The sequence below is a fragment of the Pantoea sp. AG702 genome (assembly GCF_003182295.1).
Taxonomy (GTDB): domain Bacteria; phylum Pseudomonadota; class Gammaproteobacteria; order Enterobacterales; family Enterobacteriaceae; genus Pantoea; species Pantoea ananatis.
Map to the genome: position 1 here is coordinate 259,973 of NZ_QGTU01000002.1, position 12,990 is coordinate 272,962.

Sequence of the window (12,990 nt, forward strand, 5' to 3'; positions counted from 1 at the left end):
TAACCCGCTTACGATAGGTTTTATTGATCTCAAAGGAGGCGGGAATGGCACTCTATGGCAATATAGCTAAAATTTTTGTGACAGGAGTGCAAAACGTGTTCCAGCGGTTATCTGCCAGTTTAGTCAAAAACGGCCCTAAAATCCTTAGCTTACCTGCAACACTTGCTCCCTTCATATTGAAGAAGCAGCTCTTGCAACAACTCTTAAACTGGCAATTTCGTCATGTTTTAGCCGAAGGTGAGTTAGACTTTCTTCAGGGACGCTTTTTGGGGATTGAGATTAGCGATATTAATCTCACGTGGATCACCACGCTGGAAGGCGGCCAACTGAGGGTGTTGCAGCATGCCGAAGCAGATGTCTGGTTCCGGGGCAACGCCAATGATTTGTTGCTGGTAGCAGCACGCAAAGCGGATCCTGATATGCTTTTCTTTCAGCGCCGACTGCTGATCGAAGGGGATACGGAACTGGGACTGGAGGTTAAGAACGTAATGGATGCAATTGAACTCAACACCATGCCCAAGGGGTTACGTACCGCCATTCAACAGATGGCCGCAATCGTGGAGACAACAATGCAACAGGACGCGAAAGCCGCACAGGCACGCGCGGGTGTCTCATGTTAATACGCACAGAAATTGGCGTGGATGCCGCCGGTATCGATGCATTACTGCGACGCTGTTTTCCCACCTCAGCCGAAGCCGAGTTGACTCAGGCCCTGCGTGAAGACGGGCTGCTAACGCTGGGCGTCGTCGCCACAGACGATGAAGGGCAGGTGCTGGGCTATGCCGCCTTCAGCCCGGTTACCCTGCAGGGGGAAGATCGCAACTGGGTCGGACTGGCTCCGCTGGCCGTGGATGAAAGCCTACGTGGGCAGGGCATAGCGAAACAGTTGGTCTACGAAGGTCTGGATACGCTGAATGAGTTTGGCTACAGCGCCGTTGTGGTAAGGGGCGATCCCGCATTGTATCACCACCTGGGTTTCGAGCCCGCAGCACGGCATGGGTTGCACTGCCGCTGGCCGGATAGCGAAGCCTCTTTCCTGGTGTACCCTCTGGCAGACAACGCGTTTGACGGGGCCGAAGGGCGCATTGAGTATTCCGCGCCTTTTAATCCACTGCCGTGAGCCAGGCGGCAAGGCTTACGGGTTGCTCGGCAACCAACTGTAGTTTTCGTTGACGGGTCAGTTGCTTAACCTGGTACTCCAGCGCGGAAGCCTGCGACCGGTCGCCCGCCGCGCAGGCATAGACCAGCGCCAACGGGCCCTTACCGCGCAGGGCACGCGCCCCGCGCCCACAGGCATGTTGTCCAAGGCGGCGCGCAACGTCGGTTGTGATGCCGGTATACAGCATGCCTGCGGCCGTTTGTATCAGGTAAAGTTGCCAGTGCTGACTCATAATGTGTTCCAGAAATGCCCGTCCGGCAGTGTAGCGCGCTTCTTTGCGCCGTGCTATCCGTCGCCCTTACCCGGAGTTGATTGTGTCTGACCTTGCCCATCTTGTTCGCTACCTGAAAAAGCAGCATGTGCTGTCCCTGTGCTGCTGTGCTGACGATGATCTGTGGTGTGCAAACTGCTACTACGTGTTTGATGAATTACGCATGGCTTTCTGGCTCATGACGGAGTCGGATACGCGTCATGGCCTGTTAGCAATGAAAAATAACCGCGTGGCGGGGACAATCAATGGACAGCCGAAGACGGTACTGCTGATAAAAGGCGTGCAGTATCGGGGTCATATCCGGCCGCTCAGCGAAGAAGACGCGTCTGAGGCGCGCACCGCGTACCAGCGTCGCTTCCCGGTTTCGCGCAAGGTTTCTGCGCCCCTGTGGGAAATTACGCTTGATGAGCTGAAAATGACCGACAATGCGCTGGGTTTCGGCAAAAAAATTGTCTGGCAACGCGAGGCGTAAATAAAGCGCCCCCTTCCTGGCGGAAAAGGGCGTGGGCCGTTACAGTGCCTGCAGAATACGCAGGGACTCACGGTTAAAGGCAGGCAGATCCGCCGGCGTACGGCTGGTGACCAGCTTGTCACCGTCAACCACCACTTCCTCATCACGGAAGTCGGCACCCGCATTGATCAGGTCGATCGCAATGGCCTTCACGCTGGTCATTTTACGACCGCGAACGCCGTTTGCGCTGATCAGCAGTTGTGGCCCGTGGCAGATAGCAAAGATGGGTTTGCCGCTGGCCACAAAGTCTTTGGTAAAGGCAACAAAGCGGTCGTCACCGCGCAGCGCATCCGGCGAGTGTCCACCCGGTAGCAGCAGTGCGTCAAATTCCGCCGGGCTAACGTCGTCGATGCTGCGATCGATGGTGACTTCAGCATCGCCCTGTTTGCCCTTCACGGTTTTACCTGCCTGCTCCTCAATGGTAACCACCTCATAGCCCGCACGTTTGTAGACTTCGGCTGGCGAGGTAAACTCAGAGTCTTCAAATTCATCGGTGATCAGAACCGCAATTCTGGTGCTCATCTATACTCTCCTTTAGGCATGTCAGGCGCATACTGCGCTATCCTGATGACCTGTTAAGCCTGGTTGTCGATTCTGAGAACGCAAGCCAGGCGGCTCACATTGGCCAGATTTTGCACGGCTGGCAGCGAAACAGGGAATATTCTGAGATGAATCGTGTATTACTGACGGGCGCAACCGGCTTAGTGGGATCCTGTCTGCTGCGTTTACTGATCGACGATCCGCGCGTGGATGAAATTATTGCGCCCAGCCGTCGTGCGCTTCCCGCAATGAACAAGGTCGTCAACCCTGTTGAAGCCGATCTCACGGATGTCCTGCGCCCGCTGGAGGCACCGCTGACGACGGTATTTTGCTGTCTGGGCACCACGCGTAAGCAGGCGGGCAGTAAAGAGGCCTTTATTCACGTGGATTACACGCTGGTGGTGGATACCGCCCTGAACGCGTTACGTCTGGGGGCCAGAAAGATGCTGGTGGTCAGTGCGCACGGTGCTAACCGTCACTCCCCCTTTTTATACAATCGCGTGAAAGGTGAGATGGAAAATGCGCTGCGCCATCAGGCGTGGCCGAGCCTGACGGTGGTCCGGCCTTCGCTGTTGCTGGGTGAACGAAAAGATAAACGTCGGGGAGAAAGCCTGATGGCTCCGCTGTTCGCCTGGTTGCCAGGCAACTGGCGTGCCGTGTCGGCTCAGGACGTGGCTCGCTGCCTGCATCACCAGGCGTTTGCCGAAGAAAATACGGGGTTCACGCTGATCGAGTCCGGCGCGATCCCCCGTGTTTCAGCGTAGATACCAGATTTTCTGATTTCGGCTGCCGCGCCACAGGAGCGTGGCATCGCGTTCTGCCTCTTCAAACCGCCCGTCAATCACCACGTCTATCCAGGGCAGGATCGCGCGCTGTGCCGGGCTGAGTGCCTGCATGTCATAGCCGGTCCACAACCAGATATCTTTGCCTGCGCACGTCTGTTTTACCCGTTTCACTAACCGACGAACATGCGGCACGTTATGAGGATGCAGCGGATCGCCGCCGCTCAGCGATAAACCCTGACGCGGGATACGCGTATCCTGTAAATCCGCTAACAGCTGCTCCTCCATTTCCAGCGTAAACGGCACGCCGGAATCCAGCCGCCAGGTGCTCTGGTTGTAACAGCCGCGACACTGGTGCTCGCAGCCTGAGACAAACAGCGTACAGCGCGTGCCGGGCCCGTTCACGATATCCACATCGTAGTAACGATGGATGCGCATCATCCCAGCTGTCCGCTATCCAGGTGCTTCACCCGACGCTGCACTTCCTGCTGTTTACCGGCGTTAAACGGGCGCGCATCCGGGCTGCCGAGATAGCCACATACGCGGCGCGTAACGGAAACCCGGGCAGGATCGTGATTGCCGCAGTTGGGGCAGGTAAAGCCGCGACTGGTGCAGGTGAATTCCCCGTTGAACCCGCAGTCGTAGCACTCGTCAATCGACGTGTTGGTGCCGTAGTAGGGCACGCGGTCATAGCTGTAATCCCACACGTCTTCCAGCGCCTTGAGGTTGTGCTGCACGTTGGGATATTCGCCGTAACAGATAAACCCGCCGTTAGCCAACGACGGATAGGGCGCTTCAAAATCAATCTTATCGTAGGGATTCACCTTCTTCTCAACGTCCAGATGGAAGCTGTTGGTGTAGTAGCCTTTATCGGTTACCCCCTTTACCACGCCAAACTGCGCGGCATCCAGACGACAGAAGCGGTCGCACAGGTTCTCACTGGGCGTGCTGTAGAGACTAAAGCCGTAGCCGGTTTCGTCTTTCCAGGCATCGGTAGCCGCACGCATATGGGCCACGATGGCAACGCCTTTAGCGCGCAGCGCCGCATCATCGAAAGGATGGTGTTGCGCGCCACTCAGGGCATTCAGGGTTTCATGCAGACCGATATAGCCCAGTGACAGCGAGGCGCGGCCATTGCGGAAAATGGGGCCAATCTCATCATCGGCATTAAGCCGCACGCCGCAGGCGCCTTCCATGTACAGGATAGGCGCAACGCGGGCTTTGGTTTTTTCGAGTCGGGCAACGCGCGTCATGAGCGCCCGCTTCGCCAGCGCCAGCCGCGCATCCAGCAAGGTCCAGAAACGGGTTTCGTCTCCGTCTGCTTCCAGCGCAATGCGCGGTAAATTAAGGCTGATGACGCCGATATTATTCCGGCCTTCATGAATCTGCTCACCGTTTTCCTCGTAAACGCCCAGAAAACTGCGGCAGCCCATGGGAGTTTTAAAGGAGCCAGTGACCTGGACCACCTGATCATAATTCAGAATGTCGGGATACATCCGCTTACTGGCACAGGTCAGCGCCAGTTGCTTAATGTCGTAGTTAACCTCTCCCGCACGGCGGTTCACGCCTTCCCGAATCGTAAAGACCAGCTTTGGGAACACGGCGGTTTTGTGATTTTTACCCAGCCCCGCCAGGCGGTTACGCAAAATGGAGGTCTGAACCAGCCGTGCCGCCCAACTCGTGCCCAGGCCAAAACCAAAGGTCACGAACGGGGTTTGCCCGTTTGCCGTGTGTAACGTATTTACCTCGTATTCCAGCGACTGGAAGGCGTCATAGCACTCTTTTTCGGTACGTTCGCGAGCATAGGCGTCCGCCTGAGGAATGTGCCAGTCCTGCGCCACGGCAAGGTGTTTTGCGAAGCTCTTTTCCACATAGGGTGCCAGCACTTCATCAATGCGGTTCAGCGTGGTTCCACCGTAAATATGGCTGGCGACCTGCGCAATGATCTGCGCCGTGACGGCCGTTGCGGTGGCGATGGATTTTGGCGGCTCGATCTCGGCATTACCCATCTTGAAGCCGTTGGTCAGCATCCCTTTCAGGTCGATCAGCATGCAGTTGAACATGGGGAAGAAGGGGGAATAATCGAGATCGTGATAGTGGATCTCGCCGCGTTCATGCGCCTGAACGACGTCCCGGGGGAGGATCTGCTGCTGCGCATAGTGCTTCGCGACGATCCCGGCCAGCAGATCGCGCTGGGTGGGGATCACTTTGCTGTCTTTATTGGCATTTTCATGCAGCAGGGCGGCGTTGGTCTGATCCACCAGGCCACGAATGGCGTGATGCAGATGGCTGCGGCGCTCGCGCTCCACGTCGCGATCGTGACGATACTCAATATAGGTGCGTGCCAGCTGCGGGTAAGGCCCGGCCATGAGCGTTTCTTCCACCGCATACTGGATGTCACCGATATCCACTTCCTGACGATGGGCCAGTTGAGTGCTGACCCGATCGGCCACCGTGTCGCACCACCGTGCATCTTCCACGTTTGCCGCCCGTGCCGCAGCCTTCACTGCTGCGGCGATACGCTGTGAATCAAAGCCTACGCGGCATCCGTCGCGCTTCACCACCACCGTTGCCATTTTTTCTCCGTTAACTACATATGGGTGTGTTTTTGGATTTTAGACTCAACATGTAGTAATTGCAGTGAATTAATCGGCTTGTTTTTGACCTGAAGCAAAGAAGCCTTGAACAAGAAGATAAAATCGACACTGAAAAAAAACAGACCCGAGATCGCCTTTTCCGGCGGGCGAATTTGCTTAGCGGAGCAAAATGACTTAACTCTGTTTATCGTTCTTTTTAGCCATTGACCCGCAGGGAGCCGTGCCAATGCCGTTACGTCGAAATGTGCTGATCTGTTGTTGTGCGCTGACCTTTTCCGCCGCCGCCGATACGCTGCCGCTCATGCCGTGGCCACAGCAGGTTGAGCAACCTGCCCACGCAGGCTGGCTGACGCTCACCCCACAGCTGACGCTACAGATTGTCGGGGACACGCTGCCCGGCGCCGAAACACGCTGGCTGTCGCGCATCGCTCGCCAAACCGGCTGGCCGCTGTTACCCGCCGATCAGCCGGTTGAGCATCCCACAATTCGTATTGCCATCGCGCAGGCGGTCAACCCTGTCCCTCAGCCTGACAGCGATGAAAGTTACCAACTGGACGTCAACCGCGACGGCGTGCTGCTGAAAGCCAACAGCCGCTTTGGCGCGATGCGCGGCATGGAAACGTTACTGCAACTGATAGAAAACAGTGCCGAAGGCACCCGTATTCCCTGGATAACAATTCACGATAAACCGCGCTTTGCCTGGCGCGGCATCCTTATCGACAGCGCCCGCCATTTTATGCCGGTCAGAACGCTGAAACGCCAGATCGATGGGATCGCGGCGGCGCGAATGAACGTGCTGCACTGGCATCTCACCGACGATCAGGGCTGGCGCTTTGCCTCCCTCCGCTATCCGCAACTGCAGCAGAAAGCCAGCGACGGGCTTTTCTATACTCAGGCGGAGATGCGTGAGGTGGTGCAGTATGCGGCTGAGCGTGGCGTGCGCGTGGTGCCGGAGCTGGATATACCCGGCCATGCCTCCGCGCTGGCGGTGGCGATGCCGGAACTGATCAGCGCGCCGGGGCCGTATCAGATGGAACGCGGGTGGGGCGTTTTCAAACCCTTGCTGGATCCCAGCAACGAACAGGTTTATCAGGTTATTGACGCGCTGGTGGGGGAAATGGCGGCGATCTTCCCCGATCCCTACCTGCATATCGGCGGCGATGAGGTGGACCCCAGCCAGTGGCAGGCATCCGCCGCTGTTCAGCAGTTTATGCGCGATCGTGGATTAGCCGATCCCCATGCGCTGCAGGCCTGGTTCAATCAGCGCGTTGAGAAAATCCTCGAAAAACACCAGCGGCGCATGGTGGGCTGGGATGAAATTGCCCATCCCGATCTGCCGCACAGCATTCTGATTCAGTCCTGGCAGGGACAGGATGCACTGGGCACGGTAGCGAAAAACGGCTATCGCGGCATTCTGTCCACGGGTTTTTATCTCGATCAGCCTCAGCCGGCCAGCTATCACTATCGCAACGAAATCTATCCTCAGGGCCTTAACGGCAAAGATGTGGTGCAGTCGGGCGAACAGGCTCAGAGCTGGTCCTTTACCATGCCGCGGTTAAAAGGCAGCCCGGTAACGGGGAGTTTCACCCTGATTAAAGGCCGCGACGGCTGGCGCGGTTTTATCGACTTTGCCGGAAAATCGCGTCGTCTGGTGAACGCCATCGACTGGCTTTCGGCGAACCGGCTGACGTTCACGGTGGATACCTGGATGGGACCGTTCAAACCGGTCGTCACCCTGGCGAACAATCAACTGAGCGGATACATGCTGGTGGGTAACGTCCGTTACGCGGCCGAAGGGCAGCGGCTCGACGCGGTGCCCAAGGGGATTCAGCCTGTGCTGCCGGATGCGCGCCAGATGCAGCAAAACCTGCTGGGCGGTGAGGCCGCGCTGTGGGCCGAAAACGTCAACAGCGCGATTATTGATACCAAACTCTGGCCGCGTGCGTTTGTGGTGGCGGAGCGGTTATGGTCAGCCCAGGATGTCACCGATCCCGACAGCATGTACCAGCGGCTGGCGGCAATGGACCGCTGGACGACCGTATCGGTGGGGCTGCAGCAGCATTATCAGGCAGACCGACAGATGACGCGGCTTGCAAACAGCACGGATATTCAGCCGCTGCGCGTGCTGGCTCAGGCGCTGGAACCGGCCCAGTATTACACTCGACAGCATCTCAAGTTTCAGGCCGGACATTACAACTACTTTGAGCCGCTGAACCGGCTGGCCGATGTTTTACCGGCAGAAAGCGACGCCGTCAGAACACTGGATAAGCAGGTGGTCGCGCTGGTTGAAGACAGAAGCAACGTGGCGGCTGCCGCAGCTATTCGCTCTCAACTCCAACGCTGGCACGATAACGCTGCTCAGGTTGCGCCATTACTCAACGGCAGCGCGCCACTTAAGGCGCTGGAAAGCAGCGCGAAACAGGTGGATGAGCTGAGCGTCATGGGCATTAACATGGTGAATGCCTATGTCCGTAACCAGGCGTTTGGGGCCAGCGAAATGGCGCAAATGCATGCGAAGCTGGATGCGGCGGCGCAGGTGCAGGACGAAACCGTCATCGCCCTTGTCAGGCCTCTTGAGGCCCTCCTCCGCGCCTTCAAATGAATAAGCGGGTGTCCTTCGCGCCGCAGGTGTCCTTGGCCGCGGCTCATCACCCCAGCCAATAAGCTGGCGTCCTTCGCGCCGCAGGTGTCCTTGGCCGCAGCTCATCACCCCAGCCAATAAGCGGGTGTCCTTCGCGCCGCAGGTGCGTTGGCCGCGGCTCATCACCCCGGTCACTTACTGCAGTAAGCTCCCGGGGATGACTCACCTTGCCGCCTTCCTGCAACACGAATGCCACCGGCTTATTCCGCAGAAGATGAGGGATGGAAAAGACATTTTGAACAATGGTTTGGGGATGATTTGGCGGATGGGTTTCCAGGGGGCGGTTATGCCGCGCTGAGCGTCGCGGCAAGGTAAAGATGAACTCAGGATGAGGTCGCTGGTCCGCCGACTGAATGACGGCGGACCAGCGTGGGACTGAACATAGTGGTCACTTACTGCAGTAAGCTCCCGGGGATGACTCACCTTGCCGCCTTCCCGCAACACGAATGCCACCGGCTTATTCCCTTGAAGGTTAGGAATGGAAAAGACATTTTGAACAATGGTTTGGGGATGATTTGGCGGATGGGTTTCCAGGGGGAGGTTATGCCGCGCTGAGCGTCGCGGCAAGGTAAAGATGAACTCAGGATGAGGTCGCCGAACCGCCGACTGAATGACGGCGGACCAGCGTGGGACTGAACATATTGGTCACTTACTGCAGTAAGCTCCCGGGATGACTCACCTTGCCGCCTTCCTGCAACACGAATGCCACCAGCTTATTCCGCAGAAGATGAGGGATGGAAAAGATATACGGAACAATGGCCTGAAGCTGATTCGGCGGATGGGTTTCCAGGGGAGATTATGCCGCGCTGAGCGTCGCGGCAAGGCAAGGATCAACTCAGGATGAGGTCGCCGGGCCGCCGACAGAATGACGGCGGACCAGCGTGGGACTGAACATATTGGTCACTTCCGGCAGCGGCTGTTGATGTGCCAGCGCCAGAGCCAGTTCAGCGGCCTGCTGCGCCATGGTGACAATCGGGTAACGCACCGTGGTTAAGCGAGGGCGAACGTAGCGGGAAACCAGCACGTCATCGAAGCCGATGAGTGACATCTCTTCCGGCACCTGCACGCCGTTGTCGCTCAGCACCGCCAGGGCACCGGCGGCCATGGAGTCGTTGTAGCAGGCCACGGCGCTGAAGTTTTTACCGCGCCCCAGCAACTCCGTCATCGCCTGCTCGCCGCCGACTTCGTCCGGCTCGCCCCAGGCGACCAGCCGATCGTTGCAGGGCAGGCCGTGCTCCTGCAGCGCATCGTAATAACCCTGCAGGCGATCCTCCGCATCGGAAATCGTGTGAGTGGAGCAGATAAACGCAATATTCTGATGGCCCAGTTGAATCAGATGGCGCGTCGCCAGCCAGGCGCCGTAGCGGTCGTCCAGCGCGATGCAGCGCTTTTCAAAACCCTTCAGCAGACGGTTCAGTAAGACCATGCCCGGCATCTGCTTCATCAACACTTCCAGCTCGCTGTCGGGGATTTTCTTGGCGTGCACCACCAGCGCCGCGCAGCGATGGCGCATCAGCTGCTCAATAGCCTGCCGCTCTTTTTGCTCATTATGGTAACCGTTACCAATCAGCAGAAAGTTGCCTGTCTGGCCCGCTACTTCATCAACGGCTTTCACCATCGCGCCAAAAAACGGGTCGGAAACATCCCCGACCACCAGCCCCAGCGTTTCAGTGGATTGCTGCGCCAGCGCCCGTGCATTGGCGTTTGGATGATACTGCAGCGACTCCATCGCCTGGCTGACCGCCTGACGTGAACTGTCACTGGCTTTAGGCGAATTGTTGATGACGCGGGAAACCGTGGCGACGGAAACTCCCGCCAACCGGGCAACATCCTTAATGGTGGCCATGCGATTACCTGATTTTGGGGAAACGTTTACACATCGCACCAGTGTTACGGAAAAGCGGGCGCACATCAAGACAACAGAATGCCAGCGCTGTCGCAAACAGGGTAAAATCAGACGGTTGGTGATGCCTTCTGTTCAGGTTGCGGCCCATGCTATGCTGCTGATCCCAACACCTGCCATAGCGATGACCATGAAAACTAAAGTGCCACATCTGGCGCACTGGGGCGCCTTTACCGCGGTAAGCGAAAACGATCGTCTTATCGGCTGCGAACCTTTTTTTGCCGACGCCGATCCCTCGCCGATGCTCAACACCATCCCGGAACTGGTTTACTCAGACAAACGTATTCGCCAGCCCATGGTGCGCCGCTCATGGCTGAAATCGCGCGAAAACAGTGACCGCACGCTGCGCGGACGCGAAGATTTTGTTGCCGTTGACTGGGAGACGGCGCTGGATCTGGTGGCCGAGGAAAATCGCCGTATTCGCGAACGCTACGGTGCATCCGGCATTTTTAATGGCTCTTACGGCTGGTCATCGGCAGGGCGCGTCAACCATGCGCGTACGCTGGTGCGCCGCTTCTATTTCCAGGGTGGCGGTGGCGTCGATCAGCAAGGCAACTACAGCTGGGGCGCCGCGCAGTTTTTCCTGCCTTACGTGATGGGCACCTACATGCCGCTGACCGGGCGCGTCACCGACTGGCCGCAGGTGGTGGAACATGCGGAGGTGTTTGTCGCCTTCGGTGGGCTGGCGTTAAAAAATGCTCAGGTGGCATCCGGCGGCGCAGGCCAGCACAGCCTGAAACCGGCGCTGGAGCAGCTGGCGGCAAAAGGCACGCCGGTGATTAACATCAGCCCGATGCGCGATGACTGCCCAGAGTTTGTTAACGCGGAGTGGATCCCGATCCGGCCGAATACCGACGTGGCGCTGATGCTGGCACTCGGTTACGAAATTTGTCAGCGTGGTGCGACCGACGAGGCGTTTCTGGCCCGTCACTGCACCGGTTGGCCACAGCTACGTGCCTATCTGCTGGGTGAAAGCGACGGCATCGCCAAAACGCCCGGCTGGGCCAGCAAGATCACCGATATCCCGGCGGATCGCATTGTACATCTGGCCCGACAGCTGATCGGCAAACGCAGTTTTATCACCTGCTCCTATTCGGTCCAGCGCGCCCACCGTGGCGAACAGCCTTACTGGATGATGATCGCGCTCTCTTCCATGCTCGGGCAGCCGGGCTTGCCGGGTGCGGGCTTCTCGTTTGGACACGGCTCGATGAACAGCGTGGGCAATCCGCGTCAGGAAGGCCCCGCGCCGATGATGAGCACCGGACCGAACCCTTCGGGCCTGTCCATTCCGGTTGCCCGCATCAGTGACATGCTGCTCAATCCCGGCCAGCCTTATGGTTTCCAGGGCGAAATCCTGCACTATCCGGACATTCATATGGTGCACTGGGCGGGCGGCAATCCGTTTCACCATCACCAGCAGCTTAACCGGCTGGTGGAAGGCTGGCAGAAGCCGGATACCGTAGTGGTCCAGGATATCGTCTGGACACCTGCGGCGCAGATGGCCGATATCGTGCTGCCCGCCACCACCACGCTGGAGCGTAATGACATCGGCGGTTCATCACGTGACCGTTTTGTACTGGCAATGCACCAGGCGATTAAGCCGCAACATCAGGCACGGAACGACTTTGATATTTTTGCCGATCTCGCCGAGCGCTTAGGCTATCGCGATACCTTCACCGAAGGGCGCAACGAGATGCAGTGGATAGAACATCTCTACCAGCAATGTGCGGTGGCGCACGGCCGTCGTGGCATTCCTTTCCCTGAGTTCGGTGAGTTCTGGCAGCGTGGCTTTGTGGAGATCCCCGAAGGCGGTAAGCCTTATATCTTTATGGAAGACTTCCGCGCCGATCCCGAGGCCAACCCGATACAGACTGCCAGCGGTAAGATTGAGCTGTTCTGCCAGACCATCGCCGACTACCACCTGGAGGATATGGCCGGGCATCCGGAATGGCGTGAGCCTCAGGAATGGCTGGGCGCGGCAGCCAGCCGTGATTATCCGCTACACATGATCTCCATTCAGCCATCGGACCGGTTACACAGCCAGTTAGATGCGACGGCTACCGTTCAGGGTAACAAAACCGCCGGGCATGAAACCCTGTATATGCATCCGCAGGATGCGGCGGTGCGGCATATCGGAGACGGTGACGAAATTGAGGTCAGCAATTCACGCGGCAAAATACTGGCCGGCGTGCGTCTGACCGAGGGGCTGAAGCAGGGCGTGGTGATCATTTCCACCGGCGCCTGGTTTGATCCCGGTTTTGGCAAAGCGTGGCAGCCGTTTGACCGGGCGGGCAACCCCAATGTGTTAACCCTGGATATCGGCACGTCTTCCCTGACGCAGGGACCTAACGCCATGAGTTGCCTGGTTGACATTAAAAAACATGCCGTTTGCACAAAAGCCTAAGGTTCACACGGCTGGTTACATTTTGCAGGCATCTGTTGCGTTTCAGTCGTGGCGAAAAAGCCGTTTCGCTTGCTACATTCAGGATCCCAGAGGTATTGATGGGTGAACATCAACTGATCTTTTCTTGATTACACCGACCTGCGTAGATACGCAGGTTTTTTTTGCCCGAAATAAACTGAACG

11 protein-coding genes are annotated in these 12,990 nt (G+C 57.8%); 6 read left to right on the plus strand and 5 right to left on the minus strand.

Annotated features, from left to right (window positions below):
* Window positions 1-44: 44 nt before the first annotated feature.
* Together DFO57_RS07605 and DFO57_RS07610 are read left to right on the plus strand one after the other, a co-directional pair.
* Complete coding sequence (locus DFO57_RS07605) at window positions 45-620, plus strand: SCP2 domain-containing protein (protein WP_014595167.1); 576 nt, start codon at window positions 45-47, stop codon at window positions 618-620.
* Window positions 614-1,120: a GNAT family N-acetyltransferase gene (locus tag DFO57_RS07610; protein ID WP_072404344.1), complete on the plus strand. Its 507-nt coding sequence runs from the start codon at window positions 614-616 to the stop codon at window positions 1,118-1,120. The genes DFO57_RS07605 and DFO57_RS07610 overlap by 7 nt, the downstream gene beginning before the upstream one ends.
* On the opposite strand, the gene DFO57_RS07615 is transcribed toward DFO57_RS07610, so the two are convergent.
* Window positions 1,104-1,391, minus strand: coding sequence for a GIY-YIG nuclease family protein (locus tag DFO57_RS07615; protein WP_015701091.1), 288 nt, complete (start codon window positions 1,389-1,391; stop codon window positions 1,104-1,106). The genes DFO57_RS07610 and DFO57_RS07615 overlap by 17 nt on opposite strands.
* Window positions 1,392-1,473: 82 nt before the next feature.
* Here DFO57_RS07615 and DFO57_RS07620 point away from each other — a divergent pair, with 82 nt between their 5' ends.
* Complete coding sequence (locus DFO57_RS07620; protein WP_014606741.1) at window positions 1,474-1,902, plus strand: YhbP family protein; 429 nt, start codon at window positions 1,474-1,476, stop codon at window positions 1,900-1,902.
* A 39-nt stretch (window positions 1,903-1,941) separates the two neighbouring features.
* Here the strand turns inward: DFO57_RS07620 and DFO57_RS07625 are convergent, their stop codons facing one another.
* The gene (locus DFO57_RS07625; protein WP_013024366.1) at window positions 1,942-2,463 is read right to left on the minus strand and encodes a type 1 glutamine amidotransferase domain-containing protein; all 522 of its coding nucleotides are present in this window, start codon (window positions 2,461-2,463) and stop codon (window positions 1,942-1,944) included.
* Between the two features lie 146 nt (window positions 2,464-2,609).
* Between DFO57_RS07625 and DFO57_RS07630 the strand changes: the two genes are divergently transcribed.
* Window positions 2,610-3,245 carry an NAD(P)H-binding protein gene (locus DFO57_RS07630; protein WP_015701089.1) on the plus strand — a complete coding sequence of 212 codons (636 nt, stop codon included), beginning with the start codon at window positions 2,610-2,612 and terminating at the stop codon, window positions 3,243-3,245.
* Here DFO57_RS07630 and nrdG read toward each other — a convergent pair.
* Both nrdG and nrdD read right to left on the minus strand, forming a co-directional pair.
* A complete protein-coding gene (gene nrdG, locus DFO57_RS07635; protein ID WP_014606739.1) occupies window positions 3,237-3,704 on the minus strand; it encodes an anaerobic ribonucleoside-triphosphate reductase-activating protein in 468 nt (155 codons plus the stop codon). The genes DFO57_RS07630 and nrdG overlap by 9 nt on opposite strands.
* Window positions 3,701-5,839 (minus strand): anaerobic ribonucleoside-triphosphate reductase, encoded by a 2,139-nt coding sequence (gene nrdD / locus DFO57_RS07640; RefSeq protein WP_110015217.1) that lies wholly within the window; start codon window positions 5,837-5,839, stop codon window positions 3,701-3,703. The genes nrdG and nrdD overlap by 4 nt, the downstream gene beginning before the upstream one ends.
* A 247-nt stretch (window positions 5,840-6,086) precedes the next feature.
* Between nrdD and DFO57_RS07645 the strand changes: the two genes are divergently transcribed.
* Window positions 6,087-8,462 (plus strand): beta-N-acetylhexosaminidase, encoded by a 2,376-nt coding sequence (locus tag DFO57_RS07645; protein WP_041457449.1) that lies wholly within the window; start codon window positions 6,087-6,089, stop codon window positions 8,460-8,462.
* Window positions 8,463-9,336: 874 nt separating this feature from the next.
* Here DFO57_RS07645 and galR read toward each other — a convergent pair.
* Complete coding sequence (galR, locus tag DFO57_RS07660) at window positions 9,337-10,347, minus strand: HTH-type transcriptional regulator GalR (RefSeq protein WP_013024371.1); 1,011 nt, start codon at window positions 10,345-10,347, stop codon at window positions 9,337-9,339.
* A 187-nt stretch (window positions 10,348-10,534) separates the two neighbouring features.
* Between galR and DFO57_RS07665 the strand changes: the two genes are divergently transcribed.
* Complete coding sequence (locus tag DFO57_RS07665; protein WP_110015299.1) at window positions 10,535-12,808, plus strand: molybdopterin-dependent oxidoreductase; 2,274 nt, start codon at window positions 10,535-10,537, stop codon at window positions 12,806-12,808.
* Window positions 12,809-12,990: the final 182 nt, after the last annotated feature.

What these genes read in the sequence shown, in the direction of transcription:
- DFO57_RS07605 (WP_014595167.1), top strand. Translation starts at nt 45, where the DNA reads ATGGCACTCTATGGCAATATAGCTAAAATTTTTGTGACAGGAGTGCAA.
- DFO57_RS07610 (WP_072404344.1), top strand. Translation starts at nt 614, where the DNA reads ATGTTAATACGCACAGAAATTGGCGTGGATGCCGCCGGTATCGATGCA.
- DFO57_RS07615 (WP_015701091.1), bottom strand. Translation starts at nt 1,391, where the DNA reads ATGAGTCAGCACTGGCAACTTTACCTGATACAAACGGCCGCAGGCATG.
- DFO57_RS07625 (WP_013024366.1), bottom strand. Translation starts at nt 2,463, where the DNA reads ATGAGCACCAGAATTGCGGTTCTGATCACCGATGAATTTGAAGACTCT.
- DFO57_RS07630 (WP_015701089.1), top strand. Translation starts at nt 2,610, where the DNA reads ATGAATCGTGTATTACTGACGGGCGCAACCGGCTTAGTGGGATCCTGT.
- nrdG (WP_014606739.1), bottom strand. Translation starts at nt 3,704, where the DNA reads ATGATGCGCATCCATCGTTACTACGATGTGGATATCGTGAACGGGCCC.
- nrdD (WP_110015217.1), bottom strand. Translation starts at nt 5,839, where the DNA reads ATGGCAACGGTGGTGGTGAAGCGCGACGGATGCCGCGTAGGCTTTGAT.
- DFO57_RS07645 (WP_041457449.1), top strand. Translation starts at nt 6,087, where the DNA reads ATGCCGTTACGTCGAAATGTGCTGATCTGTTGTTGTGCGCTGACCTTT.
- galR (WP_013024371.1), bottom strand. Translation starts at nt 10,347, where the DNA reads ATGGCCACCATTAAGGATGTTGCCCGGTTGGCGGGAGTTTCCGTCGCC.
- DFO57_RS07665 (WP_110015299.1), top strand. Translation starts at nt 10,535, where the DNA reads ATGAAAACTAAAGTGCCACATCTGGCGCACTGGGGCGCCTTTACCGCG.